Consider the following 25,299-nt stretch of genomic DNA (forward strand, 5'->3'; position numbering starts at 1 on the left):
ACGAAAAGTTGATTGCTTTTTATGTTTTGCTTTGTAATCAGATAACTCGTTAACTTGTCAACTCGTTAACTCGTCAACTAACTTACAAATTCGCGTTGTCGTTCTTCCATTCAGCAACAGCTGGTACGATGTCGAGACTGATGATTTCCTCACGCATCTTGCAGAGGTGCTCGTAAGAAGCCTGAAGAGAAGCCATCTCCTCTGGAGTACCTGTTGGCTCAGTGTAGTGAACACCAGTAGCGTCGATTGTTGTAGGCATAGCCATCATAACGTTCTTGAAGCCGAGCTTCTCGTCGTTAACGTAGCAACCTGCTGGCAAGGTGAACTTCTCACCACCCATAGCAGCCTCAATCATCTTAACAGCGTTGTAAGCTGGACTCTGGAATGAGCTACGGCCACGAAGCTTGATGATGTTTGAACCACCCTGTACTGTATGATGCTTAATCTCTTCCCAACGCTCAGCTGAGAGACCCATCTCTGACAATGGCTTGCCATCAACCTTAACCTGAGAAGCAAATACAGCCATCTGCTCACCGTGACCACCGTAGGTGTGTGCACCAGTAACCTTATCCTGCTGTACACCGAACTCATGAGCCAAAGCCTGCTGTAGACGAGTTGAGTCGAGAGCAGCGAGTGATGTCAACTGATTTGGCTTCAAACCAGAGTGGATAAGAGCTGTCAATGCAGTAACGTCAGCTGGGTTGAAGATAACAACAACGTGCTTAACGTCTGGGCAGTACTTCTTGATGTTCTCACCGAAGTCAGCTGCAATCTTGCAGTTACCCTTCAACAAGTCCTCACGTGTCATACCTTCCTTACGAGGAGCACCACCAGAAGAGATGATGTACTTAGCACCAGTGAATGCCTCAGCAGGGTCAACGGTGTAAGAGAGGTTAGCACCTGGGAAAGCGCACTGCTCCATCTCGTCGAATACACCATGAACGCCTGGCTCATAGATATCATATAGACAGATGTTAGGAGTAAGACCGAGTGTGAGAGCGGTCTGAACCATGTTTGAACCAATCATACCGCCTGCACCGACGATAACAAGTTTCTCGTTTGTTAAGTAATTCATAATAAATATTTTATTTTAAAAGTATATTTTCCCTTTTGTTCGATACCGCAAAGTTAATAAAAAAAGAGTATGTGAGAAGAAAAAGAATGAATTATTTGTGTTATTATTTATAAAAGGGCGGGCCTTTGTAAAGTCGGTTTTGCATTTATAGATATTTCTTGTTCTTCTTGATTTGGATGTTATGAAATTATTGATTAACTTAGCAGGCGGATAGGAGAGATTTTCTTTTCTTGTATTGTTTTATAACCTCTAACCCAATAAATATTATGCAAACAATCAATGAACGCCTTGTTGCTTTTCGCAGATGGATGAAGGAGAATGCGCTTACTGCTTTTATTTTCCCAAGTAGTGACCCCCATAATAGTGAATATGTGGCCGACCACTGGAAGACTCGTGAATGGATATCTGGTTTCACGGGCTCGGCTGGTACAGCCGTAGTAACGTTGCATCACGCCGCCTTATGGACGGATTCTCGTTACTTTATTGCAGCTGCAAAAGAACTTGCGGGGAGTGAGTTTCTATTGATGAAAGAACGTGTAGAAGGTACTCCTTCTATTAGTGAGTGGTTAGCAAGTGAGCTGACAGAATACGATAGTCCTATTGTTGGAGTGGACGGAAGTGTCAATACTTTTGTTAGTGTTGCTGATTTGAAAGAGAGTTTGGCGACAAAAGGGAACATGCAGGTGCGTTGTGTTGATGATCCAATGGATGTGCTATGGCTTGACCGACCTGTCATTCCTAATAATAAGATCTGTCTTCATCCATTGAAGTATGCTGGTGAGACGACAGAAAGTAAACTGTCTCGAATACGTGAGTGTTTAGTTAAACAATGTGCGGACGGACTGTTAGTTACGGCCTTAGACGAGATTGCTTGGGTGCTGAATTTGCGTGGAAACGATGTTCATTGTAATCCGGTCTTTGTCTCTTATCTATTAATAGCTCCTGATAAAGTTACCTTATATATATATAAGGATAAATTATCAGAAGAAGTGCAGGCCTATCTTTCTACAGAGCATGTAGATGTAGAGGAGTATGATGTGGTTGTGGAGGGCTTGAAGAGATATGCTGGGAAAGCGCTTTTGATAGACGTTAGTTCTACTAACTACAACTTATCTACTGCGGTGGAGAGTGAAAAGTTACATGTAGGAACGTCTCCAATACCGATGATGAAAGCCATAAAGAACAAGGTTGAACAGGACTGCTTCCGTGCGGCTATGTTGCGTGATGGAGTCGCAATGGTTAAGTTTTTAGCGTGGATTAAGGCTGCTGTTGAGAAAGGCGGAGAGACAGAGATATCGCTTGACGAGCGTTTGACGGGTCTACGTGCAGAGCAACCTATGTTTCAGGGTATCTCCTTCGACACCATTGTGGGGTATGAAGAACATGGAGCAATCGTACATTATGAGGCAACACCAGAGACGGATATCCCAGTAAAGCCACATGGATTGGTACTTATTGATAGTGGTGCACAGTATTTAGATGGTACGACAGACATAACGAGAACCATTGCCTTGGGTGAACTGACAGAGGAACAACGACGAGTCTATACCTTAGTTTTGAAAGGACATATCCAACTTGATAGGATTCATTTCCCTGCAGGAGCCTGTGGAACACAGTTGGATGCGATAGCTCGTGCACCGATGTGGCGTGAAGGTTATAATTATCTGCATGGTACAGGACATGGGGTAGGGAGTTACCTCAATGTACATGAAGGTCCTCATCAAATTCGTATGGAGTGGCGACCAGCACCTATGCAAGCTGGTATGACGGTAACCAACGAACCAGGACTCTATCTTGAAGGGAAATTCGGTGTGCGCATAGAGAATACTTTACTCATTGTTCCTGCGGAGACAACCGCTTTTGGTGAGTTCCTCAAGTTTGAGACACTTACACTTGCACCGATTGATACAACCCCGATAGTACTTGAGATGTTGAGTGTTGAGGAACGTGAGTGGCTGAACAACTATCATCGTCGTGTCTACGAGACCCTGTCGCCTTATCTTGATGAGGCTGAAAAAACATGGCTGAAGGAAGCTACTCAAGCTATTTAAGTACAATAGTACGTAAAAAACTTCTGTCCCAATACGAAGAAGGTAGGACATATCAAACGTTGTGAGGTATGTTTCAAACAGAACTTATAGGTTGTGTTTCTATTTCTCTGCAAGTGTTTAGATGCCGTAATGATGCATGAGAGTGCTCCACGTAGTCCCTTTTTATGTAGCACAAGTTGATGAGGCTTTCGTTCTCTCATGGTCTGGTTTTATAGAGCGACAGCTTGTAGCACACGTTGGGAACTCGTAGAAAGAGGAGTAACCACCATTCTCCATAGTCCCTGCTTGGGTGACTATATATCTGTTTCGGCTGTGGAAACCTGTAAGCATGATATGCGCTATTATAGTTGTCGTCATCTCCATGCGAGTAACTCGATTATAAATCCATTCTTTGGAGGGTAAAGTAAAATAAAAAAATCCTTACAACGTTTTGAGCTAAACTCCCTTTAAACAAGGGTAAGATATCTTCTATGTTAGAACTTGTAATCTGCAATAAATCAGTAGGTTATATATAGCGTTGAAAAAGATGCCCTTCTTGCCCCAAGAAGGGCGTCTTCTTTAGGCAAGAGGGGCATGTTTTTGAATGTAGAAGGGGCCTCTCTCGAATCATCCCCAAGCCCTTCTCGAATGGAGAGGAAAAGGAAGAATGAATTATCCCTACAAAATTTTGCTCACGTGTGTCGTACTTTATCTTCTTTTATCAAGGTCCTTATAGGGTTGGTTCGGGGACTTTCTCTCAAAAAAGAACATATTTTTGGTTCTCCCAAAATATGGAGTTATAAACTAAAACTCTCATATAATAAGACGCACATTAGTCTTGTTACGATAAATTAGATAGTTGATTAAGACAGTAGATAATTAGCATAAAGAAATGTTCTGTTTGACATGTTTAGACGAGGTAACAAAGCAGAAAAATCCACAAACGTTTGGAGGTTAGGAGAATAAAGTGTAACTTTGCAGGCGCAAAAGTGGCGTCATGCCCTTTTGAATACGTTTAACTAATAAATAATTTAAAACAAAAAGCATGATTATTGTACCAGTAAAGGACGGTGAGAACATCGAGCGCGCGCTCAAGAAGTTCAAGAGAAAGTTTGAGAAGACAGGTGTTGTTAAGGAGCTTCGTGCTCGTCAGCAGTTTGACAAACCATCTGTTAAGAAGCGCCTGAAGATGGAACGTGCCGTTTACGTACAGCATCTTCGCGACGCAGAAGAGTAAAATCTTCTTTAAAAATTTGGTGGTCTGGATTAATTTCCGTAAATTCGTTGCCATATAAATGGTTTGACAATGTGCCGATGGTAGATAAGTTCTTAGATTACATAAAGTTCGAGAGAAATTATTCTCCACTGACGGTAATCAATTATCGTAAAGACTTGATAGAGTTTGAACGGTTTTATAAAGAACTTGATCCGCTGCTCTCTTGGGAGTCTGTAGACTCTGATGTTGTCAGAAATTGGATGGAGTACATGATGGACAGAGGTAACTCTGCTTCGTCGGTCAATAGAAGGCTCAGTGCGCTGAGATCGTTCTATCGATTTGCACTTCGCCGTAAACTTATTGAGAAAGACCCTGTTCATGGTCTTCAAGGTCCTAAAAAACAAAAGCCGCTCCCTCAGTTCCTTAAGGAGTCGGAGATGGATAGACTGCTGGATCCAAAGATGTGGACAGATAGTTATAAGGATGTACTTGCACGTACAATCATTGTGACATTCTATGAGACGGGTGTACGTCTGTCGGAATTGATAGGTCTTGATGATAAGGATATTGATAATATCACTTGTGAAATCAAAGTAACAGGTAAGAGAAATAAGCAACGAATAATCCCCTTTGGAAAGGAACTCACCGAGTTGTTTGCACAGTACCAACAGGTACGCAATACGACTGTAAAAGGTGATTCCGTAGCCTTCTTTCAAACAGAGAAGGGTAAAAGGATGACAGGTGAACAGGTGAGAGAATTGGTTAAGAAAAACCTATCAAAGGTGTCAACGTTGAAAAAACGTTCGCCACACGTTCTTCGCCATACATTTGCCACGGCAATGCTCAATCATGATGCAGGACTGGAAAGTGTAAAGAAACTGCTTGGACATGAGAGTCTGTCAACGACAGAGATTTATACTCATACAACCTTTGAGCAGTTGAAGAAAGTCTATAAAAATGCCCATCCAAGGGCTTAACCTTTTAAAAACGGAGGTAACTATGGAAATTAAGATCCAGTCGATTCATTTCGACACAACCGAGAAGTTACAGGCCTTTATCACCAAGAAGGCTGAGAAGTTAGAAAAGTCTTACGAAGACATTCAGAAAGTAGAGGTGCAATTGAAGGTTGAGAAACCAGCAACAGCTTTAAATAAAACAACAAGTCTATCAGTAACAGTACCAGGTAACACCTTGTTTGTTGAAAAGACTTGCGATACTTTTGAAGAAGGTATCGATAATTGTTTAGATGCGATGAAGGTTCAGCTCACCAAGTTTAAGGAAAAACAAAGAAAGCATTAAAAAAATCTCTCAAATATTTTGGAGATTAAAATAAAAGTCTTACCTTTGCAGCCGTTTTACGACAAGTAGCCTTCGGCTGCAAAGTAATGCCTCTTTAGCTCAGTTGGCCAGAGCACGTGATTTGTAATCTCGGGGTCGTTGGTTCGAATCCGACAAGAGGCTCTCCTTGAAAGGGGGATACATTTCTGAGGGTAGTTTCCAGAGTGGCCAAATGGGGCAGACTGTAAATCTGCTGCTTCTAGCTTCGGTGGTTCGAATCCATCACTACCCACATTGAGAAATGTAATTTGCGGAAATAGCTCAGTTGATAGAGCACTAGCCTTCCAAGCTGGGGGTCGCGGGTTTGAGCCCCGTTTTCCGCTCTAAGCTTTTGCTGTAATAGCTCAGTGGTAGAGCACTTCCTTGGTAAGGAAGAGGTCCTGAGTTCAACTCTCAGTTACAGCTCTGCTAATTGTTATTAATTTAGTGTAACTAAAAGCACAGATTATTCATTTAATATTAAATAAGAAAAAGCTATGGCTAAAGAAGAATTCGTGCGCACCAAACCGCATGTAAACATTGGTACTATCGGTCACGTTGACCACGGTAAGACCACTCTTACTGCAGCAATCTCAAAGGTTCTTCACGAGAAGGGCTTCGGTACAGAAGATGTTAAGTCTTTCGATCAGATTGATAATGCTCCTGAGGAGAAAGAGCGTGGTATTACCATTAACTCTGCACATATTGAGTACGAAACAGCTAACCGTCACTACGCACACGTAGACTGTCCGGGTCACGCCGACTATGTTAAGAACATGGTAACTGGTGCTGCTCAGATGGATGGTGCTATCTTGGTTGTAGCTGCTACTGACGGTCCTATGCCTCAGACTCGTGAGCACGTATTGCTCGCTCGTCAGGTAAACGTACCTCGCTTGGTTGTATTCTTGAACAAGTGTGATATGGTTGACGATGAGGAGATGCTTGACCTCGTTGAGATGGAGGTTCGTGAGATTCTCGAGCAGTACGGTTATGAGGAGGATACTCCTATCATCCGTGGTTCTGCACTCGGTGCTCTTAATGGTGTTGAGAAGTGGGTTGACTCTGTAATGGAGCTCATGAACACTGTTGATACTTGGATTGAAGAGCCAGAGCGTGAGATTGACAAGCCATTCTTGATGCCTGTTGAGGATGTATTCTCTATCACAGGTCGTGGTACTGTTGCTACAGGTCGTATCGAAACTGGTATCTGTAAGGTAGGTGATGAGGTTCAGTTGCTCGGTCTCGGTGAGGACAAGAAGTCTGTTATCACTGGTGTTGAGATGTTCCGTAAGAACCTTCCAACTGGTCAGGCTGGTGACAACGTAGGTCTCCTCCTCCGTGGTATCGATAAGGCTGAGGTTAAGCGTGGTATGGTTGTCGTACACCCAGGAGCTATCACTCCTCACGATCACTTCAAGGCATCTATCTATGTATTGAAGAAGGAAGAGGGTGGTCGTCATACTCCATTCGGTAACAAATATCGTCCACAGTTCTACCTCCGTACAATGGACTGTACAGGTGAAATCCACCTCCCAGAGGGCGTTGAAATGGTTATGCCAGGTGATAACGTAGAGATTGAGGTTGTATTGATCTATAAGGTTGCTTTGAACGAGGGTCTTCGTTTCGCTATCCGTGAGGGTGGTCGTACAGTAGGTTCTGGTCAGATTACAGAGATTCTCCCAGACGTAAACTAATCAGTAATCTTATATTACAAGATATAGTTCCCGGTTTTCTTGGGAATCGGGAACTAACTTACGGGTTTAGCTCAGTTGGTAGAGCACTGGTCTCCAAAACCAGGTGTCGAGGGTTCGAGCCCTTCAACCCGTGCAAAAAGAATAGATTTTATGTTTAATAAGATAGTTAATTATTGCAAGGCTTGCTACGACGAACTTGCGCATAAAACTACATGGCCATCACGCGCACAGCTTACACATAGTGCAATGGTAGTTATATCTGCTTCCGTTATCATTGCATTGGTAGTGTTTGCTATGGATTCAGTTTTCCAGCGTGTTATGGAATTTGTATACCCAAGATAATTCATTAGGAAATGGCAGAGACAGAAAAGAAATGGTATGTTCTTCGTGCTGTCAGTGGCAAAGAGGCAAAGGTAAAGGAATATATCGATGCTCAATTGCGTCTGAACGAAAAACTTGCTGAGCGTGTTTTTGAGGTTTTGTTACCTATGGAAAAACACGCTACTGTGCGTAAAGATGGGAAGCGTGTTGTAAAGGAGAAGTTAAGTCTCCCTGGTTATGTACTTGTTCAAGCTAACATGACTGCTGATATCGCTTCTACGTTGCGTTTTATGCCTAATGTCTTAGGTTTTCTCGGAGGTATGTCTGACCCTTCACCAGTACGCCAGGCAGATATTAATCGTCTGTTGGGTAATGTGGAAGATACTGAACTTGAAGAAGTTCAGAATGTACCATACGTAGTTGGTGAAACTGTTCAGGTTACTGATGGTCCTTTCAGTGGTTTCCATGGTATAATCGAAGAGGTTAATGCTGAGAAACATAAACTGAAGGTGATGGTGATGATTTTTGGTCGTCAAAATCCATTGGAACTAAGTTTTATGCAAGTCGCAAAAGAGGAATAGTGTTGTTACGGATACTATTCAACTTATAGTTTAATTTTTAATATTAACAAAGAAATGGCTAAAGAAGTAGCTGGATTAATCAAATTACAGATTAAAGGTGGCGCTGCAAATCCTTCCCCTCCAGTAGGCCCAGCATTGGGTTCTAAGGGTATTAATATTATGGGATTCTGTAAGGAGTTCAACGCCCGTACCCAGGACAAGGCTGGTAAAGTTCTTCCAGTCGTTATTACCTACTACAACGATAAGTCTTTCAGCTTTATCATCAAGACTCCTCCTGCTGCAGTGCAACTGATGGAGGCTGCCAAGGTGAAGGTCGGATCTGGAGAGCCAAACCGCAGAAAGGTTGCATCCGTAACTTGGGAGCAGGTAAAGGCTATCGCAGAAGATAAGATGCCAGACCTCAACTGTTTCACAGTAGAGAGTGCAATGAAACTTATTGCTGGTACAGCTCGTAGTATGGGTATCACTGTAAAAGGGGACTTCCCTGGTAAATAATTTTAAACTTCAAAAGTAAAAATGAGTAAACTGACAAAAAATCAGAAATCAGTAGCTGAGAAGGTTGAAGCAGGGAAGGCATATTCATTGAATGAAGCAGCACAGTTGGTAAAGGATATTACTACTACTAAGTTTGATGCTTCTGTAGATGTTGATGTTCGCCTCGGTGTTGACCCACGTAAAGCTAACCAAATGGTTCGTGGCGTCGTGTCACTTCCAAATGGTACTGGTAAGGTCACACGTGTGCTCTGTCTCTGTACTCCTGATCAGGAAGCTGCCGCTAAGGAAGCTGGTGCTGATCATGTTGGTCTCGATGAATATATCGAAAAGATCAAGGGCGGATGGACTGATATTGATGTTATCATCACTATGCCATCATGCATGGGTAAGTTAGGTCCTTTGGGTCGTGTCCTCGGTCCTCGTGGATTGATGCCAAACCCAAAGAGTGGTACTGTAACTATGGATGTTGCTAAGGCAGTTAAGGATGTTAAGCAGGGTAAGATTGACTTTAAGGTTGATAAGGCTGGTATTATCCATACTTCAATCGGTAAGGTTAGCATGACTGCTGAGCAGATTTATGGTAACGCTAAGGAGTTTATCTCTACTGTTATCAAGTTGAAGCCTGCTGCTGCTAAAGGTACATATATCAAGAGTATCTTTATTTCTAGCACAATGAGTAAGGGTGTCAAGATTGATCCTAAATCAGTTGAATAACTCTAAAAGTTTTGTACAATGAAAAAAGAAGTAAAAGATACAATTATCGCTGAACTCGGTGAGAAGTTAAAGAACTATCCTCATTTCTATTTGGTTGATGTAACTGGATTGAATGCAGAGGCTACAAGTTCTCTTCGCCGCAAGTGTTTCAAGAGCGAAATCAATATGGTTGTCGTGAAGAATAATCTTCTTCATAAGGCTTTTGAAGCTTCAGATGTAGATTTTGAACCACTGTATAGTTCTTTAAAGGGTAATACTGCAGTTATGTTTACACATACTGCTAACGTACCAGCAAAGTTGTTGAAGGAGTATAAGAAGGAAGGTATTCCTGCTCTTAAGGCTGCTTACGCAGAGGAGTCTCTGTTCGTTGGTGCTGAAAAACTCGAAGAACTTTCAGCTCTCAAGAGCAAGAACGAACTTATTGCAGATGTTGTGGCATTGCTGCAGTCTCCTGCAAAGAACGTTGTTTCTGCTCTCCAGTCAGGTGCTGGCACCATCCATGGTGTGCTTAAGACTTTAGGCGAGCGTCCTGAGTAAAAAATCTAATAAAGTCAAATAGATATATTATTTTTAGAACAAAAAATTAAAATTTAGAATAAAATGGCAGACGTAAAAGCTATTGCAGAAGAGTTAGTAAATCTTACTGTTAAGGAAGTAAATGAGTTGGCAACTGTCCTCAAGGACGAGTATGGTATTGAGCCTGCAGCTGCAGCTGTTGCTGTAGCTGGTCCTGCTGCAGCTGCTGCAGGTGGCGCAGCTGAAGAGAAGTCAGAGTTTGACGTAGTTCTCGTTGAAGCTGGTGCTAACAAGCTCAAGGTTGTTAAGGCAGTTAAGGAGGCTTGTGGTCTTGGTTTGAAGGAAGCTAAGGACCTCGTAGACGGTGCACCTTCTACTTTGAAGGAAGGCATGGCTAAGGCTGAGGCTGAGAACCTGAAGGCTGCTATTGAGGCTGAGGGTGCTAAGGTAGAGTTGAAGTAATTCTACTTCTCCTTACATAATATAATATGGTTAGGATTTACCAAGTAGGTGAGTCCTAACCTTTTTGTGTCTCTTGACATATATAAGGGTACTTTCCCCTTTTTAGTCCGCCGCTGGACTTTAAACATTTGAATATTTAATTTCAGTTATGGCATTAGAAAATAAACCCAGAGTAAATTTCGCCAGCGTTAAGAATCCGTATCCATATCCGGATTTCCTCGATGTGCAGTTGAAGTCTTTCCGTGACTTCCTACAGCTGGATACTCCGCCTGAGGAACGCAAGAATGACGGTTTGTATAAGGTGTTCGCAGAGAATTTCCCTATCACCGATACGCGTAATAATTTCGTCCTTGAGTTCCTGGATTACTATATTGATCCACCAAGATACTCTATTGATGAGTGTTTAGAGCGTGGATTGACATACAGTGTACCTTTGAAGGCTAAGATGAAACTGTATTGTACTGACCCTGATCACGAGGATTTCGGAACGTTTATTCAGGATGTATTTTTGGGTACAATCCCTTACATGACCAGCAATGGTACATTCGTTATCAATGGTGCTGAGCGTGTTGTTGTTTCCCAGTTACATCGTTCTCCGGGTGTGTTCTTTGGTCAAGGTGTTCATGCAAATGGTACTGTTCTTTACAGTGCACGTATCATCCCGTTCAAGGGTTCATGGATAGAGTTTGCTACTGACATTAACAATGTTATGTATGCTTATATTGACCGTAAGAAGAAGTTGCCTGTAACCACAATGCTTCGCGCTATTGGTTATGAGACGGATCGCGATATTCTTCAAATCTTTGATCTCTGTGAGGAGGTAAAGGTAAATAAGAAAAACCTTAAGGCAGCTATTGGTCGTAAGATTGCCGGTAACGTGATGAAGTCATGGACTGAGGACTTCGTTGATGAGGATACCGGTGAAGTTGTATCTATCGAACGTAATGAGGTTGTTGTTGAACGTGAGACTATCATTACAGAAGATAATGTTGATCAGATTCTTGATAGTTCTGTTTCAACAATCTTGCTACATAAAGATGAAGAGGCTGCAAGTAAGTACTCTATTATCTTCAACACATTAGCTAAGGATCCAAGCCACTCAGAGATTGAGGCTGTAAATTATATCTATCGTCAGTTGCGTAATGCTGATGCTGCTGATGATGCAAGTGCACGTGAGGTGTTCCAGAACTTATTCTTCTCAGACAAGCGTTATGACTTGGGTGAGGTAGGCCGTTACCGTATCAATAAGAAGTTGAATTTGGAAACGGATATGGATGTACGTGTGCTGACAAAGGACGATATCATTGAGATTATTAAGTATCTCATTAGTTTGATTAATTCAAATGCGACAGTAGACGATATCGACCACTTATCAAATCGACGTGTTCGTACTGTAGGTGAACAGTTAGCTAACCAATTCTCTATTGGTCTTGCACGTATGAATCGTACTATCCGTGAGCGTATGAACGTTCGTGACAGTGAAGTGTTCCAGCCAACGGATTTGATTAATGCAAAGACTATCTCAAGTGTCATTAACTCATTCTTTGGTACTAATCCATTGAGTCAGTTTATGGATCAAACCAACCCATTGGCAGAGGTAACTCATAAGCGTCGTCTTTCTGCTCTTGGCCCTGGTGGTTTGTCTCGTGAGCGTGCAGGTTTCGAGGTACGTGACGTTCACTATACACACTATGGTCGCCTTTGTCCTATTGAGTCTCCTGAAGGTCCTAACATCGGTTTGATTTCGTCACTCTGTATGTATGCTAAGATTAATGATCTTGGCTTCATTGTTACACCTTATCGTCGTGTACATGATGCTAAGGTTGACATGGACAATAAGGATGTTGTCTTCTTAACAGCTGAAGAGGAAGAGGATAGGATTATCGGACAGGGTAATGCTCCATTGAATGCAGATGGTACATTTATTCGTGACGTCGTTAAGTGTCGTCAGGATGCTGACTATCCAGTTGTTGCTCCTGATTCTGTTTCACTTATTGATGTTTCTCCACAGCAGATTGCGTCTGTATCAGCTGGTCTGATTCCATTCTTGGAGCATGATGATGGGCACCGTGCTTTGATGGGATGTAACATGATGCGTCAGGCTGTTCCTTTGCTTCATAATGATGCACCTATCGTTGGTACAGGTCTTGAGAAGCAGGTATGTGAAGATTCACGTACTATGGTTACAGCAGAAGGCGATGGTGTTATCGAGTATGTTGATGCTACAACAATCCGTATTCTCTATGATCGTACAGATGATGAGGAGTTTGTAAGCTTTGAGCCTGCTCTGAAAGAATATCGTATTCCTAAGTTCCGTCGCACTAACCAGAATATGGTTGTAGACCTTCGTCCTATTTGTGATAAGGGGCAGCGTGTGAAGAAGGGAGATATCCTCACAGAGGGTTACGCTACAGAGAATGGTGAGTTGGCATTGGGTCGTAACCTTGTTGTGGCTTACATGCCATGGAAAGGTTATAACTATGAGGATGCTATCGTTATTTCCGAACGAATGGTTCGTGAAGACGTTTTGACTTCTGTTCATGTTGATGAGTATTCACTTGAAGTTCGTGAAACAAAGCGTGGCGTTGAGGAGTTCACTGCTGACATTCCTAACGTGAGCGAGGAAGCTACTAAGGATCTTGACGATAATGGTATTATCCGTATTGGTGCTCGTGTAGAGCCAGGCGATATCATGATAGGTAAGATTTCTCCTAAGGGCGAGAGTGATCCTTCTCCAGAAGAGAAGCTTCTCCGTGCTATCTTTGGTGACAAGGCTGGTGACGTTAAGGATTCTTCATTGAAGGCTAACCCATCATTGAGTGGTGTTGTTATCGATAAGAAACTCTTTAGCCGCGCTATTAAGACTCGTGAGAGCAAGCGTCAGGATAGGAATATTCTTGCTAAGATTGACGAAGAGCAGGAGGCTAAGATAAATGACTTGAAGGATCTCTTGGTTGATAAGTTGCTTGAGTTGACAGAAGATAAGGTCTCAGAAGGTGTTAAAGACTACTCTGACGCAGAGATTATCACTAAGGGAAGCAAGTTCACTGTAGCTGCATTGAAGAACCTTGATTATGAGGGTATCCAATCAAATGGCTGGACTGATGATGAGCATACCAACCTTCTTATTCAGAAGTTGATTATGAATTTCATCCGTAAGTACAAGCAGATGGATGCCGAGATGAAGCGTAAGAAATTTGCTATCACTATTGGGGATGAACTTCCTTCTGGTGTCCTGCAGATGGCTAAGGTTTATATCGCTAAGAAACGTAAGATTCAGGTAGGTGATAAACTTGCTGGTCGTCACGGTAACAAGGGTATTGTATCAAAGGTTGTACGTACCGAAGATATGCCATTCCTTGAGGATGGTAGTCCTGTAGACTTGGTATTGAACCCAATGGGTGTGCCTTCACGTATGAACCTTGGTCAGATATTCGAGGCTATCCTTGGTGCAGCAGGTCGTAAGCTGGGTGTTAAGTTTGCTACTCCAATCTTCGATGGTGCTAAGCTTTCTGACTTGAAGGAGTGGACAGATAAGGCAGGTCTGCCAAATCTCTGCTCTACCTATATCTATGATGGTGAGACAGGTGAGAAGTTCGATCAGCCAGCTACAGTAGGTATTACTTACTTCTTGAAGCTTGGTCACATGGTTGAGGATAAGATGCACGCTCGTAGTATCGGTCCATACTCATTGATTACTCAACAGCCACTCGGTGGTAAAGCACAGTTTGGTGGTCAGCGTTTCGGAGAGATGGAGGTTTGGGCAATCGAGGCCTTCGGTGCTTCTCATGTTCTTCAGGAAATCTTGACAATCAAGTCTGATGATGTTGTAGGACGTTCAAAAGCTTACGAGGCAATCGTTAAGGGTGAGCCAATGCCTACTCCAGGTATTCCAGAGTCACTCAACGTGTTGTTACACGAGCTTCGTGGTCTCGGTCTGAGTATCAAACTTGATTAATACGTACACCCCATAATAGAAGTAAAACATGGCTTTTAAGAAAGATAATAAAGTAAAGAGTAATTTCAGCAAGATTACTATCGGACTGGCTTCACCTGAAGAGATTCTCGAGAACTCTTTTGGTGAGGTAACCAAGCCAGAGACTATCAACTATCGTACCTATAAACCAGAACGCGATGGTTTGTTCTGCGAGCGTATCTTTGGTCCTACCAAGGACTACGAGTGTGCCTGCGGTAAGTACAAGCGTATTCGTTATAAGGGTATTGTCTGCGATCGTTGTGGTGTTGAGGTAACAGAAAAGAAAGTGCGTCGTGAACGTGCTGGACATATTGAGTTAGTTGTCCCTGTTGCTCACATCTGGTATTTCCGTAGCCTTCCTAACAAGATTGGTTATCTTCTCGGTATGCCAACCAAGAAGCTTGATGCTGTTATTTACTATGAGAAATATGTTGTCATCCAGCCGGGTGTCGTAGAGGGTATGAAGAATGCCGATACAGATGAGGATTTGAATGGTTCTCATAAGTTCGACCTTCTTTCTGAAGATGAATATCTCGATATCCTTGATAATAAACTCCCAGAGGGTAATGAGCGTTTGGATGATTCTGACCCAAGTAAGTTCATTGCTAAGATGGGTGCAGAAGCAATTTACGACCTCCTCACAGGCATTGACCTTGATCGTTTGGCTGGAGAATTGCGTGACCGTGCAACAACTGACTCAAGTCAGCAGCGTAAGACAGAAGCTTTGAAGCGTCTGCAGGTTGTAGAGGGCTTCCGTCAGTCAATCGGTGTGAATAATCCAGAATGGATGATTATGAAGATTATCCCTGTTACTCCACCAGAGCTTCGTCCATTGGTCCCATTGGATGGAGGCCGCTTCGCAACATCTGACCTTAATGACCTCTATCGTCGCGTTATCATCCGTAACAATCGTTTGAAGCGTTTGATGGAGATTAAGGCTCCTGAGGTAATTCTCCGTAATGAGAAGCGTATGCTACAGGAAGCTGTTGACTCACTCTTCGATAACAGTCGTAAGTCTTCAGCTGTGAAGAGCGAGAGCAACCGTCCTTTGAAGTCACTCTCTGACTCTTTGAAGGGTAAGCAGGGACGTTTCCGTCAGAACCTCCTCGGTAAACGTGTCGACTATTCTGCACGTTCAGTTATCGTTGTTGGTCCTGAGTTGAAGATGGGCGAGTGTGGTCTACCTAAGTTGATGGCAGCAGAGCTTTACAAGCCATTCATTATTCGTAAGCTCATTGAGCGCGGTATTGTGAAGACTGTAAAGAGTGCTAAGAAGATTGTAGACCGTCGTGAGCCAGTAATTTGGGATATCCTTGAGAATGTAATGAAGGGTCACCCTGTAATGTTGAACCGTGCTCCGACACTTCACCGTCTTGGTATTCAGGCATTCCAGCCTAAACTTATTGAAGGTAAGGCTATTCAGTTGCATCCATTGGCATGTACAGCGTTCAATGCTGACTTCGATGGTGACCAGATGGCTGTTCACCTCCCATTGAGTAATGAGGCAGTGTTGGAGACACAGGTGTTGATGCTTCAGAGTCATAACATCCTTAATCCAGCTAATGGTGCCCCTATCACCGTTCCTTCACAGGATATGGTGCTTGGTCTCTACTATATTACAAAGATTCGTCCAGGTGCTAAGGGAGAAGGTCTTACATTCTACGGCTCTGAGGAAGCAATTATCGCTTACAATGAGAAGAAGTGTGACCTCCACTCACAGGTAAAGGTAATTGTTGATGACCTCGTTGATGGTAAACTCCAGAAGCGTATGGTTGAGACTTCAGTTGGTCGTGTAATTGTCAATCAGATTATTCCAACTGAGATTGGTTTCTTCAATGGTATCATCTCAAAGAAATCTCTTCGTGGACTTATTGCCGATGTAATTAAGGCTGTCGGTATGGCACGTGCTTGTGAGTTCCTTGATGGTATTAAGAACCTCGGTTACCGTATGGCCTACGTTGCCGGTCTTTCCTTCAACCTCGATGATATCATTGTTCCTGTTGAGAAGACAGATATCGTAGGTAAGGGTCAGAGTGAGGTAGACCAAGTGAAGGCTAATTACGAAATGGGTTTCATCACAGATAAGGAGCGTTATAATCAGGTAATTGATGCGTGGACACACGTAAACAATAACCTTAAGCAGGCCGTTATGAAACACATGACAGAGGCCGACCAGGGTTTCAATGCTGTATATATGATGCTTGACTCTGGTGCCCGTGGTTCTGCTGACCAGATTGCACAGCTTGCTGGTATGCGTGGTCTTATGGCTAAGCCACAGAAGGCAGGTGCTGAAGGTGCTCAGATTATTGAGAACCCAATTATCTCTAACTTTAAGGAGGGTATGTCTGTGTTGGAGTACTTTATTGCTTCTCACGGTGCTCGTAAGGGTCTTGCTGATACGGCTATGAAGACTGCCGATGCTGGATATTTGACACGTCGTCTTGTAGACGTTTCTCATGATGTTATCATCAATGAGGAGGACTGTGGTTCACTTCGTGGTCTTGAGTGTCGTGCCTTAAAGAATGGTGATGAAACGATTGCAAGTCTCTATGAGCGTATCTTAGGTCGTGTGTCTGTTCATGATGTTATCAATCCTACTACAGGTGAGATTTTGGTTGCTGCTGGTGAAGAAATCACAGAATCAAAGGCCAAGGCTATTGAGGAGTCTCCAATCGAGATGGTTGAGATTCGTTCTGTACTCACTTGTGAGAGTAAGAAGGGTGTTTGTAAGAAGTGTTACGGACGTAACCTTGCTACAGCCCGTATGGTACAGATGGGTGAGGCTGTTGGTGTCATCGCTGCACAGGCTATTGGTGAGCCAGGTACACAGCTTACGCTTCGTACGTTCCATGCCGGTGGTGTGGCTGGTAATGCTGCAGCAAATGCAACTATCACAGCTAAGAATGATGCTAAGATTGAGTTCGACGAGCTTCGTGTCGTACCATTCGTTGACGATGAAGACAAGGAGTGTCAAATGGTTGTAAGCCGTTTGGCTGAAATTCGCTTCGTTGATCCAACTACAGGTATTGTCATGCTTACAGATAATGTTCCTTATGGTAGTTCTTTGTACTTCAAGTCTGGTGATACTGTTAAGAAGGGTGATTTGATTTGTAAGTGGGACCCATTCAATGCCGTTATCGTAAGTGAGTATGCTGGTATTCTCCGTCTACACGACGTGATAGAAGGTGTTACCTATAAGGCAGAGACTGATGATGCAACAGGTCTTACTGAGCGTATCATTATAGATTCACGTGATAAGACAAAACTTCCTACAGTTGACATTGTTAAGGTTGGTGCTAAGAAGGGTGCTGATGGACAGTATGCTGCATCTGATATCCTCGGAACATACAACCTTCCTGTAGGTGGTCACTTGGAGCAGATACTTCTCGATGGTGCTGAGATTAAGACGGGTATGACACTCGTTAAGATTCCACGTTCTGTTGGTGGTGCTGGTGATATCACTGGTGGTCTTCCACGTGTAACTGAGCTGTTTGAGGCTCGCAACCCATCTAATCCTGCTGTTGTATCTGAGATTGATGGTGAGATTACTATGGGCAAGGTGAAACGTGGTAACCGTGAGATTATCGTTACTTCTAAGACAGGTGAGCAGCGTAAGTATCTCGTAAGCTTGTCTAAGCAGATTCTTGTACAGGAACATGATGCTGTTCGTGCTGGTACACCATTGTCTGATGGTATTATCACCCCAGCTGATATCTTGTCTATCATGGGTCCTACCGCCGTTCAGGAGTACATCGTTAATGAGGTTCAGGATGTCTATCGTCTTCAGGGTGTGAAGATCAATGACAAGCACTTTGAGATTATCGTCCGTCAGATGATGCGTAAGGTACGTATCGATGACCCAGGAGATACTACATTCCTTGAGCAGGAGCTTATTGACAAGCTCGACTTTGCAGAAGAGAATGACCGTATCTGGGGTAAGAAGGTTGTTACCGATCCAGGTGATTCTGAGAACTGCTATAAGGGTCAGATCCTCTCAGTACGTAAGTTGCGTGATGAGAACTCAAGTCTTAAGCGCCGTGACCTCAAGCTCGTTCAGGTGCGTGATGCTGTTCAGGCTACTGCTACCCAGATACTCCAGGGTATCACACGTGCTGCTCTTGGAACGAAGAGCTTCATGAGTGCTGCTTCCTTCCAGGAGACAACAAAGGTTCTTAATGAAGCTGCTCTCCGTGGTAAGAGTGATAGTCTTGAGGGTATGAAGGAGAACGTTATCTGCGGTCACCTTATCCCTGCTGGTACTGGTCTTCGTCAGTGGCAGAAGATTATCGTTGGTTCTCAGGAGGAGCATGAGCGCATGGAGGCAAACAAGAAGAATGTTCTTGATTTCTCTAAGCAAGAAGCAGAGGCTACGCAGGAGTAATCCTTAGCCTTTCATACATAGATAATAAGGGATTTGCAGTCTATTCTGCAGATCCCTTTTTAGTTTTAATATATAGGCTTAAGTTGTCTAATGCACATAAGCAAAAGCGTAATGTGTAGTTTAATCATTATGTGATTAGTAGTTATTCCTTATTTGTGTTCTCTCTATTGCCATGTATATATGAGGTAAAAAGTTTTGTTATTACATTTGGGCAAATGATAATAATGTATTATCTTTGCATTAGTAATAAAGTATTATCTAAATCTTTTAATTAAAATGGACAATAACAATCAGAATCAAGAGGGTCAGCAGTTACAGATTGATCTCTCACCAGAAATCGCTAAAGGTGTTTATACAAACTTCCAGATAATTTCTCATTCAAGTTCAGAGTTTGTACTTGATTTTGCTACACTTCTTCCAGGTGTACCAAAGGCAACTGTTACAAGTCGTGTTATCATAGCTCCAGAACATGCATTGCGTCTTCTTGCAGCTTTGCAGGACAATGTCGTTCGTTATGAGAAAGAGTTTGGAAAGATTGATCGCCATGAGCCAGAGCAGGAACCACGTACGATTGCTCCATTCGGTCCTGGTAAGGTTGATGCATAAACAGCTCTCTTTAAGGAATAAATAATGAAGCCGCCCAAGGTATTGGGTGGCTTTGTTGTTTATATGATAGGATGGTGTGGGATAGGAGGGCGGTGAGGGTCCTTCTGGTTATATTAGCGTCTCTAGCAAGCTAGCGTCTCTAGCAAGCTAGCATTCCTAGCCGTACTAGCATTTCTAGGTATACTAGTATTCCTAGGCATGCTAGTATTCCTAGCCATGCTAGCATTTCTAGCCATGCTAGCATTCTTAGCCATGCTAAGCAATCAGCTTATTGGTTATTTGCTTTTACTGATGAGTCTGCCAATTCTGGCAGTCCTGCTTGTTTCTCTAAAGAAATACTCTTGTCATTTATTCTTCATTATTAATAACTCATTTCTTAGCCTCTCATTTTCAGCTTTCAGTTCATTGTTTTCTTCCTGTAGTCTTTTTATAAGTTCGTCTTGCTGCCTTCGATAGCCAGTTCGGGCAGCATACATTCGCTCTTTAATCCCTCCTTGTTCAATGAAAGCTTTCTGAAGATGTTCAAGATAGCGACACATCATTCGGTCAGTTATATGTAAGAGGGTTATAGCAGTATTACAGAACTCTTCTGCTGTCCACCGATAGATGAATGGTTTATAGGCAGCATAATCATTATTCAACCTGCAGAAATTGAGGAGAGGGATATAGCGAGGATGATTCTTTCCCCACAATTGAAGATGTCGCGATTTGATGTAATCTTCGTAATCAGCTCTTAGTTCTTGTAGACTGCTACGTGCTACATTAATAAGCTTCAGCTCCATTTCAGTAGACGTCACACCATCTTCTGTTCCTTCGATGATATTTTGCTTTCCCGACCGAGCCGCTTGTACCATCTGGTCAACTGTGCGGTCTCCATAGAGAGGAAGAAATCGTTTACAGAAGGAGAAAGTTAACTGATATAGAGTATCAGTCTTTTGATAGAAACGCAATGTCTTCCATTGTTGGTTCTTTCGTAGTATGTTTTTGTCCTCATTATTATCTTGAGCACTCTCAGGTAGGTTTGTTTTCATATAAATTGTTTTCTTTTGAAAGCAAAGATACAAAAAGAGAGGAATAAAGTCAATAGATGTCTTTCAAAAGTTATTCCTCCCATAGAATTAATAGTTAGCTTATAGCGACGTAGAAAGCATGGCTTAGATAATATAGGTACTGAGTTGATTATGACTTAATGACCGTTAGATTTCAAGAAGATATCTTTTTGAGGGCCTACAAACACTCCCTTGAAAACTCGTCAAACATCTATTCTTATTTAGGTTTACACCTGTTTGAAAGAGAAGAAAATAATAACGGACGCAGAGATTGTGCGTCCGTTACAGATAATATAGTTATATGATATGCTTTATAGCCCTTGGCTTTGTAATTCTTTCTCAGGCATTGGCAGCCACTTAATCTTACGGTTTGACCAAGTTGTTGCAGCTGTTCCTTGTTCCAAACCACGGCGGATATCTGCAGTTCGTTCACCACGAAAAGCAAGGAAGATACGACGCAGAGCGGCTATCTGAGGGAGTGTAGGGACCGTTGATAGCTGACTTGCAGTATCATACTTCCCAATGACTTTGTTTACTTCTGTCAGTGCATCACCTGTCATAACACCCCTTACAATGAGTTCTGCTTTGACGAGATGGATATCATTCTCGTCTGATATTGTCAATGTACCCTTTCTTGTTAAAGCCGAAGCATAAATGTTATAACGATTAGGGTTCTTCTTGTCGACACTTGCATGGGCCAGTGGAAGAGCTTTCTTCTCAGCATCTGTTGTTCTTGCAGCCTCTAATGACGGACTTACCTGTACGTCACGACTATTAGGACCAATCGCACTGTAAAGAGGGTTATCAGTCCCATCATTGTTATAGATAACCTCTACGCTCTCACCATCTTTCAGTGCATCTCCTATCAAGGACTTTGCTTCAGCATACTGTCCAAGGTGCATAGCGAGTTTCAGTTCATAGGTTTTTATCTGTCTACTGGCAGCCTCATTGTCAAACCCCCTATAGTTCTTCAGTGCGTCAGACTGAACCTCTTTCATTGCTGCTTCATACTGTTCTTTAGCTTGATTTAGCATCGTTTCGTGTGACACCACAGTCTTGTTAAGGATGACAGAACCACCTTCTGCTGCAGGAGTGGTTGAGAACGACTCAGCAAGCAGTTGAAGTGCATAGCCAGCATGGAGGTGTCCCACGTATTTGCCGTATGCCTTTATAATCTCAGTCTGTTCAGCGTTAGCTCCTGTTATCTGACCTGCAATCTCTGACAGTTCGACACTTCGAGCATAGTAGTTGTGTATTTTATTCCACAAGTCACTTTGTGTTCCGGATGTAGGAGTGAGGTTGTCTGTTGCTATCTGGCGGTAAAGGAGAGCATTAGGAATTGTCCCTTCGGTCAGTTCGTCGACTGTCGTACCTAATGCGAGGAAGGCTGCTGAAGCTGCATCACCCTGTAGTGTCTTCACATAAGCTGTCAATGGACCATCACTGATAGTATTTGTTTGGACGATAGCAATCATCGCAGACTTATTCAATTGTTCTTTTGTAAGTGTATTACTTGGCGTCCCTGCGTTCTCTACCCACGAGTCGCAGCTTGTGAGCAGTAGTGCGAGGGCAAGGAGGGTATATATTGACTTCTTCATTGTCATGTGTTCTTTTTTATAATGTGAAACTTAGCGTTGCTGTGTAAGTACGTGGATGAGGCGTGTTGGTGATGTCACGTGACAAGCTTCCGATACCTCTTTGTTTGCGTGTTCCACCATTGCCTTCTACTTGAGGGTCAGCACCTGAGTAGTTGGTAAGGACAAACACGTTCTGTATAGCAAAGGAGAAACGCATACCATTAACGACATTCTTTGTTAGCTTACGTGAGAGTGACGAAAGGTCATAACCTAAGTAAAGGGTCGACAGACGCAGGAAATCGGCTTTCTCTATGTAGTTTGCTCTATAGCGTGCACTATGAGCTAACTCCTCAGCTATCTGATTGTATTCTGCTGTCCCTACTGTGGTGTTAGCCAATGCTTGCAGTTGATCGTTACGTTTCTTGAGGTTATCGCCCAATCCAGCTACGTTATAGAAACTTTGGTTATAGACTGATGCCCCTAATGCATAGTTCCATTTTGTTCCGAAAGTGATGTTCTTAAATAGTTTCAAATCGAAACCAAACGAACCATTGACCGATGGGAAGGGTTTACCAAGATACTGATAATCCTTGCTTTCTATTGCTCCTATATTTGCATTATATGTACCATCAGCATTGAAGGCTGGCTTCTCTACTGTATGATAATAGAATGCATAAACTGGTTGACCCTCTTTCACTACATTAGGATAGTTGTCAATATCCCTTCCACCAGTGTCAGTCACCTTATTCATCTGATAGTTAAGGTTTGCATATACATCGAGAGAATGACGATTGGCCTGCCTCCACAGATTTCCATTGTAGCTTAACTCAAGTCCATGACCCTTTACACGTCCAACGTTGCGAGGGATACTTCCAATCCATCCATCACTCGAAAGGAGCTCATCATAGATAATGGCATCCGATGTGTACTGCGCATAGAGTGTCAGACTTAGCGTATGGTTGTTACGAATAGTCCAGTCTGTTCCCAGTTCAATCTCCCTCATGCGCTCTGGTTTAATGTCTGGGTTTCCTTTGTATTGTGGCTTGACAATAGGACCATAGGCGCTGGTCCCACTCATCACGTAGGATGTGCGGGCATCTGTAGGGTAGGGGAGTCGACCACTCTCACCGTAGGCAATGCGGAACTTTTGGTTCTTGAGGTTGTATGACGCACTTAAAGAAGGATAGAAGATACTTGCCACATTCCTACCAATGAGGTTGGATGCGTCACGTCTTAGGCCTGCATTAATAAACAGTCGGTTGTCATAATTTAGGAAAGCCTCGCCGTAAAGACCCCATGTTCGTTGCTCAAAGGTCGATTCTGTCACCGTCCGTTCGGTAGCAGCTGATAGGTTATCAATATCACTTCTAAAGCGTGAAGCCGATATACTGTTCAGTGTTTCATACTGACGTGCAATCTGTGAGAGAAGCGTAGCCGTGAGGTCCCATCTGTCTGCAAGGTGGAATTTATGGGTAGCTTTTATGTCCCAGTTAAAGTTAGAGTTGCGTCGGTTGCTAATATTCTTTGCTCCCTCTGCGTTATTACCTAACTTATAGCCGAATGGCAGACGATAGATACCTTCTGTATGGTTGATGTCTGCTCCGATGATAGTCTCAATCTTTACGTCGGCTGGTAACATATAACTAAGACGAAGGTTACCGATGAAACGGTCGTTTCCGTAGGTCCAGCTCTGTGCTCTCCACGTGCTTTCATCCACGTATGGCCAAGGAGTTTGATTAATCATAAGATTCCAAATGGCATCGTATCGGCCCATTGCTGTCTGCGGCAGACTGATGTTTCCATGTATGTAAGAGGCTGTAGCACCAAGAGAGAAGCGACCAGAGCGAAGGTCATAGGCCATCTTTGCACTATGACGCTTGTCTTTGTTGCCTGGTACAATACCCGCTACATCGTTCATATTGTATGAGAAGAAAAGGTTCTGATTACCCTTGAAGGCCTTTGACACTGACGTGTAAATTGTCTTCTGCCAACCTGTCTGAAAGAAATTGTTGATGGGGTCGTTGTTAACAAACTGGTCGTATTTCTTTGCAAGGGTGGCTGCACCTAATGACATCTTCACCTGTATATCGGCCTTTCTGTTCTCTGCATTAGATGTCTTGCCACGTTTCGTTGTGATGACAATAACACCGTTAGCGGCCTCTGCACCATAGCTGGCAGCAGCAGAAGGACCTTTGATAACGTCGATAGAGGCTATGTCGTCAATGGTTAAGTCGTTGAGTGCACTGAGCGCATCTTGCGAGCTATTGATGTCTGAGATGTGCGAACTGTTGTATTTGACACCATCTACATAGATAATTGGGTCACGCTCCATGCTCATTGTTGCACCACTGCGCATATTGAAACGGATAGGCATTCCCACCTTACCATTGCTCTGATACATTTGGACGCCACCCACCTTACCATCAAGCATGTCGCTGAGAGAGTTGGTATGGGCGTTCTTGCTAAGGTTAGACATGTCTATATGGTCTACCTTACTTCCCAGTGCTTTCTGACTGCGAGCACTGGAAATACTGGCAGTGACCTGTACCTCCTGAAGGTCTATACCAGGAATAAGACCGATGGTTGGCTGACCTTTTAAGGTTTGTGCCTTAATGTCTTGTTCCTTAAAACCTATATAACTGATGTGGAGGGTCTGGGCATCGTTTGTATTCAGAGAGAAGAAACCATCTTCATCCGTGACGGCTTCTATGCCTTTCTGGCCTCTTACGACAGCACCAATAATTGGTTCTCCTGTGTCTTTATTAATAACATGCGCCTTGTACATAGTCTGCGCATTCAAACTAACAGTAGAGGTGATTGCTAATAAAGCAATGCCTCGCTTGAAATTTTTTATCATGAAATGGATTTGGGTTACCCTTTAAAAATACTATTTAGACTATCTTTTCTAAAACATAATCTAATCTGTGGCAAAGATAACTTTTTTGTCTCGATGACACAATACCTAAAAATTGTGATTTCTAAGGACTGTTAGATGGGCTTATGGCTTGTTGTTTCAATCAATTATTAGTTTCAATACCCCTTTTTCTTATACTTTATTTGGTTTCCTAACATCTTAGATACTAATGGCCCAAAGGAACTATATAGACTTTGTCCTACCTTAAAAATGATGTTCCAAACAGTCCTCATATCTTCAGAGTCCGTCTTTCTTTAAGTTTTGAAGGGCTGTAGACTCAAAAGTCAAGTGCGGTTTTAATGATTCTGATCAAAGTATTCACCTTCATTAAAATGGCTCTACTCTATCCATGAAGTTGTTTACATTCATATAGCC

General features: G+C 42.9%; 19 protein-coding genes and 5 tRNA genes. 19 read left to right on the forward strand and 5 right to left on the reverse strand.

Features of this window, described 5'->3' with window-relative positions:
- Positions 1–82: 82 nt before the first annotated feature.
- Complete coding sequence (locus tag HMPREF0666_RS10580) at positions 83–1,075, reverse strand: malate dehydrogenase (RefSeq protein ID WP_009012366.1); 993 nt, start codon at positions 1,073–1,075, stop codon at positions 83–85.
- 266 nt (positions 1,076–1,341) lie between these two features.
- Here HMPREF0666_RS10580 and HMPREF0666_RS10585 point away from each other — a divergent pair, with 266 nt between their 5' ends.
- Positions 1,342–3,126, forward strand: coding sequence for an aminopeptidase P family protein (locus HMPREF0666_RS10585; RefSeq protein ID WP_009012367.1), 1,785 nt, complete (start codon positions 1,342–1,344; stop codon positions 3,124–3,126).
- Positions 3,127–3,288: 162 nt separating this feature from the next.
- Here the strand turns inward: HMPREF0666_RS10585 and HMPREF0666_RS17400 are convergent, their stop codons facing one another.
- Entirely contained in the window at positions 3,289–3,483 is a 195-nt protein-coding gene (locus HMPREF0666_RS17400) for a hypothetical protein (protein ID WP_232214098.1), read from the reverse strand.
- Positions 3,484–4,150: 667 nt separating this feature from the next.
- On the opposite strand from HMPREF0666_RS17400, the gene rpsU reads away from it, so the two are divergent.
- The 18 genes from rpsU to HMPREF0666_RS10675 all read left to right on the forward strand — a co-directional run bounded on the left by rpsU (position 4,151) and on the right by HMPREF0666_RS10675 (position 19,384).
- Complete coding sequence (gene rpsU / locus HMPREF0666_RS10590) at positions 4,151–4,342, forward strand: 30S ribosomal protein S21 (RefSeq protein ID WP_009012368.1); 192 nt, start codon at positions 4,151–4,153, stop codon at positions 4,340–4,342.
- 71 nt (positions 4,343–4,413) lie between these two features.
- Positions 4,414–5,298, forward strand: a complete 885-nt coding sequence (gene xerC / locus HMPREF0666_RS10595) for a tyrosine recombinase XerC (protein ID WP_009012369.1) — start codon at positions 4,414–4,416, stop codon at positions 5,296–5,298.
- A gap of 22 nt (positions 5,299–5,320) precedes the next feature.
- Positions 5,321–5,620 carry a ribosome hibernation-promoting factor, HPF/YfiA family gene (gene hpf, locus HMPREF0666_RS10600; protein ID WP_009012370.1) on the forward strand — a complete coding sequence of 100 codons (300 nt, stop codon included), beginning with the start codon at positions 5,321–5,323 and terminating at the stop codon, positions 5,618–5,620.
- Positions 5,621–5,708: 88 nt separating this feature from the next.
- A tRNA-Thr gene (locus HMPREF0666_RS10605) sits at positions 5,709–5,782 on the forward strand.
- A gap of 27 nt (positions 5,783–5,809) precedes the next feature.
- Positions 5,810–5,891, forward strand: a tRNA-Tyr gene (locus tag HMPREF0666_RS10610).
- Between the two features lie 18 nt (positions 5,892–5,909).
- Positions 5,910–5,982 (forward strand) — tRNA-Gly (locus HMPREF0666_RS10615).
- Positions 5,983–5,992: 10 nt separating this feature from the next.
- A tRNA-Thr gene (locus HMPREF0666_RS10620) sits at positions 5,993–6,064 on the forward strand.
- 71 nt (positions 6,065–6,135) lie between these two features.
- The gene (gene tuf / locus HMPREF0666_RS10625) at positions 6,136–7,332 is read left to right on the forward strand and encodes an elongation factor Tu (protein WP_009012371.1); all 1,197 of its coding nucleotides are present in this window, start codon (positions 6,136–6,138) and stop codon (positions 7,330–7,332) included.
- Between the two features lie 60 nt (positions 7,333–7,392).
- Positions 7,393–7,465, forward strand: a tRNA-Trp gene (locus HMPREF0666_RS10630).
- Between the two features lie 17 nt (positions 7,466–7,482).
- Positions 7,483–7,674 (forward strand): preprotein translocase subunit SecE, encoded by a 192-nt coding sequence (gene secE / locus HMPREF0666_RS18695; RefSeq protein ID WP_004361442.1) that lies wholly within the window; start codon positions 7,483–7,485, stop codon positions 7,672–7,674.
- Between the two features lie 11 nt (positions 7,675–7,685).
- Complete coding sequence (gene nusG, locus HMPREF0666_RS10640; RefSeq protein WP_009012372.1) at positions 7,686–8,234, forward strand: transcription termination/antitermination protein NusG; 549 nt, start codon at positions 7,686–7,688, stop codon at positions 8,232–8,234.
- A gap of 54 nt (positions 8,235–8,288) precedes the next feature.
- A complete protein-coding gene (gene rplK, locus HMPREF0666_RS10645; RefSeq protein ID WP_009012373.1) occupies positions 8,289–8,729 on the forward strand; it encodes a 50S ribosomal protein L11 in 441 nt (146 codons plus the stop codon).
- 21 nt (positions 8,730–8,750) lie between these two features.
- Complete coding sequence (rplA, locus tag HMPREF0666_RS10650; RefSeq protein WP_009012374.1) at positions 8,751–9,443, forward strand: 50S ribosomal protein L1; 693 nt, start codon at positions 8,751–8,753, stop codon at positions 9,441–9,443.
- 18 nt (positions 9,444–9,461) lie between these two features.
- Entirely contained in the window at positions 9,462–9,980 is a 519-nt protein-coding gene (gene rplJ / locus HMPREF0666_RS10655) for a 50S ribosomal protein L10 (RefSeq protein WP_009012375.1), read from the forward strand.
- A 63-nt stretch (positions 9,981–10,043) separates the two neighbouring features.
- On the forward strand, positions 10,044–10,421 hold the full coding sequence (rplL, locus tag HMPREF0666_RS10660; protein WP_009012376.1) for a 50S ribosomal protein L7/L12: 378 nt from the start codon (positions 10,044–10,046) through the stop codon (positions 10,419–10,421).
- A gap of 148 nt (positions 10,422–10,569) precedes the next feature.
- Complete coding sequence (gene rpoB / locus HMPREF0666_RS10665; protein ID WP_009012377.1) at positions 10,570–14,379, forward strand: DNA-directed RNA polymerase subunit beta; 3,810 nt, start codon at positions 10,570–10,572, stop codon at positions 14,377–14,379.
- Positions 14,380–14,407: 28 nt separating this feature from the next.
- The gene (gene rpoC, locus HMPREF0666_RS10670) at positions 14,408–18,778 is read left to right on the forward strand and encodes a DNA-directed RNA polymerase subunit beta' (protein WP_009012378.1); all 4,371 of its coding nucleotides are present in this window, start codon (positions 14,408–14,410) and stop codon (positions 18,776–18,778) included.
- 276 nt (positions 18,779–19,054) lie between these two features.
- Positions 19,055–19,384 (forward strand): DUF3467 domain-containing protein, encoded by a 330-nt coding sequence (locus tag HMPREF0666_RS10675; RefSeq protein WP_004361672.1) that lies wholly within the window; start codon positions 19,055–19,057, stop codon positions 19,382–19,384.
- A gap of 344 nt (positions 19,385–19,728) precedes the next feature.
- On the opposite strand, the gene HMPREF0666_RS10680 is transcribed toward HMPREF0666_RS10675, so the two are convergent.
- The 3 genes from HMPREF0666_RS10680 to HMPREF0666_RS10690 form a co-directional block, all read right to left on the reverse strand.
- Positions 19,729–20,415 (reverse strand): four helix bundle suffix domain-containing protein, encoded by a 687-nt coding sequence (locus HMPREF0666_RS10680; protein WP_009012380.1) that lies wholly within the window; start codon positions 20,413–20,415, stop codon positions 19,729–19,731.
- A gap of 329 nt (positions 20,416–20,744) precedes the next feature.
- Positions 20,745–22,031, reverse strand: coding sequence for a hypothetical protein (locus HMPREF0666_RS10685; RefSeq protein WP_042856298.1), 1,287 nt, complete (start codon positions 22,029–22,031; stop codon positions 20,745–20,747).
- A 16-nt stretch (positions 22,032–22,047) separates the two neighbouring features.
- Positions 22,048–24,867 (reverse strand): TonB-dependent receptor domain-containing protein, encoded by a 2,820-nt coding sequence (locus tag HMPREF0666_RS10690; RefSeq protein ID WP_009012382.1) that lies wholly within the window; start codon positions 24,865–24,867, stop codon positions 22,048–22,050.
- Positions 24,868–25,299 lie beyond the last annotated feature (432 nt).

Origin of the sequence: Prevotella sp. C561 (genome assembly GCF_000224595.1) — a bacterium.
Classification (GTDB): domain Bacteria; phylum Bacteroidota; class Bacteroidia; order Bacteroidales; family Bacteroidaceae; genus Prevotella; species Prevotella jejuni.

Coding starts and splice junctions, on each gene's coding strand:
- HMPREF0666_RS10685 (WP_042856298.1), bottom strand. CDS start 22,031: ATGAAGAAGTCAATATATACCCTCCTTGCCCTCGCACTACTGCTCACA.
- HMPREF0666_RS17400 (WP_232214098.1), bottom strand. CDS start 3,483: ATGACGACAACTATAATAGCGCATATCATGCTTACAGGTTTCCACAGC.
- rpsU (WP_009012368.1), top strand. CDS start 4,151: ATGATTATTGTACCAGTAAAGGACGGTGAGAACATCGAGCGCGCGCTC.
- rpoB (WP_009012377.1), top strand. CDS start 10,570: ATGGCATTAGAAAATAAACCCAGAGTAAATTTCGCCAGCGTTAAGAAT.
- HMPREF0666_RS10580 (WP_009012366.1), bottom strand. CDS start 1,075: ATGAATTACTTAACAAACGAGAAACTTGTTATCGTCGGTGCAGGCGGT.
- HMPREF0666_RS10690 (WP_009012382.1), bottom strand. CDS start 24,867: ATGATAAAAAATTTCAAGCGAGGCATTGCTTTATTAGCAATCACCTCT.
- HMPREF0666_RS10680 (WP_009012380.1), bottom strand. CDS start 20,415: ATGAAAACAAACCTACCTGAGAGTGCTCAAGATAATAATGAGGACAAA.
- rplL (WP_009012376.1), top strand. CDS start 10,044: ATGGCAGACGTAAAAGCTATTGCAGAAGAGTTAGTAAATCTTACTGTT.
- rplJ (WP_009012375.1), top strand. CDS start 9,462: ATGAAAAAAGAAGTAAAAGATACAATTATCGCTGAACTCGGTGAGAAG.
- HMPREF0666_RS10675 (WP_004361672.1), top strand. CDS start 19,055: ATGGACAATAACAATCAGAATCAAGAGGGTCAGCAGTTACAGATTGAT.
- tuf (WP_009012371.1), top strand. CDS start 6,136: ATGGCTAAAGAAGAATTCGTGCGCACCAAACCGCATGTAAACATTGGT.
- nusG (WP_009012372.1), top strand. CDS start 7,686: ATGGCAGAGACAGAAAAGAAATGGTATGTTCTTCGTGCTGTCAGTGGC.
- secE (WP_004361442.1), top strand. CDS start 7,483: ATGTTTAATAAGATAGTTAATTATTGCAAGGCTTGCTACGACGAACTT.
- hpf (WP_009012370.1), top strand. CDS start 5,321: ATGGAAATTAAGATCCAGTCGATTCATTTCGACACAACCGAGAAGTTA.
- HMPREF0666_RS10585 (WP_009012367.1), top strand. CDS start 1,342: ATGCAAACAATCAATGAACGCCTTGTTGCTTTTCGCAGATGGATGAAG.
- rplK (WP_009012373.1), top strand. CDS start 8,289: ATGGCTAAAGAAGTAGCTGGATTAATCAAATTACAGATTAAAGGTGGC.
- rpoC (WP_009012378.1), top strand. CDS start 14,408: ATGGCTTTTAAGAAAGATAATAAAGTAAAGAGTAATTTCAGCAAGATT.
- rplA (WP_009012374.1), top strand. CDS start 8,751: ATGAGTAAACTGACAAAAAATCAGAAATCAGTAGCTGAGAAGGTTGAA.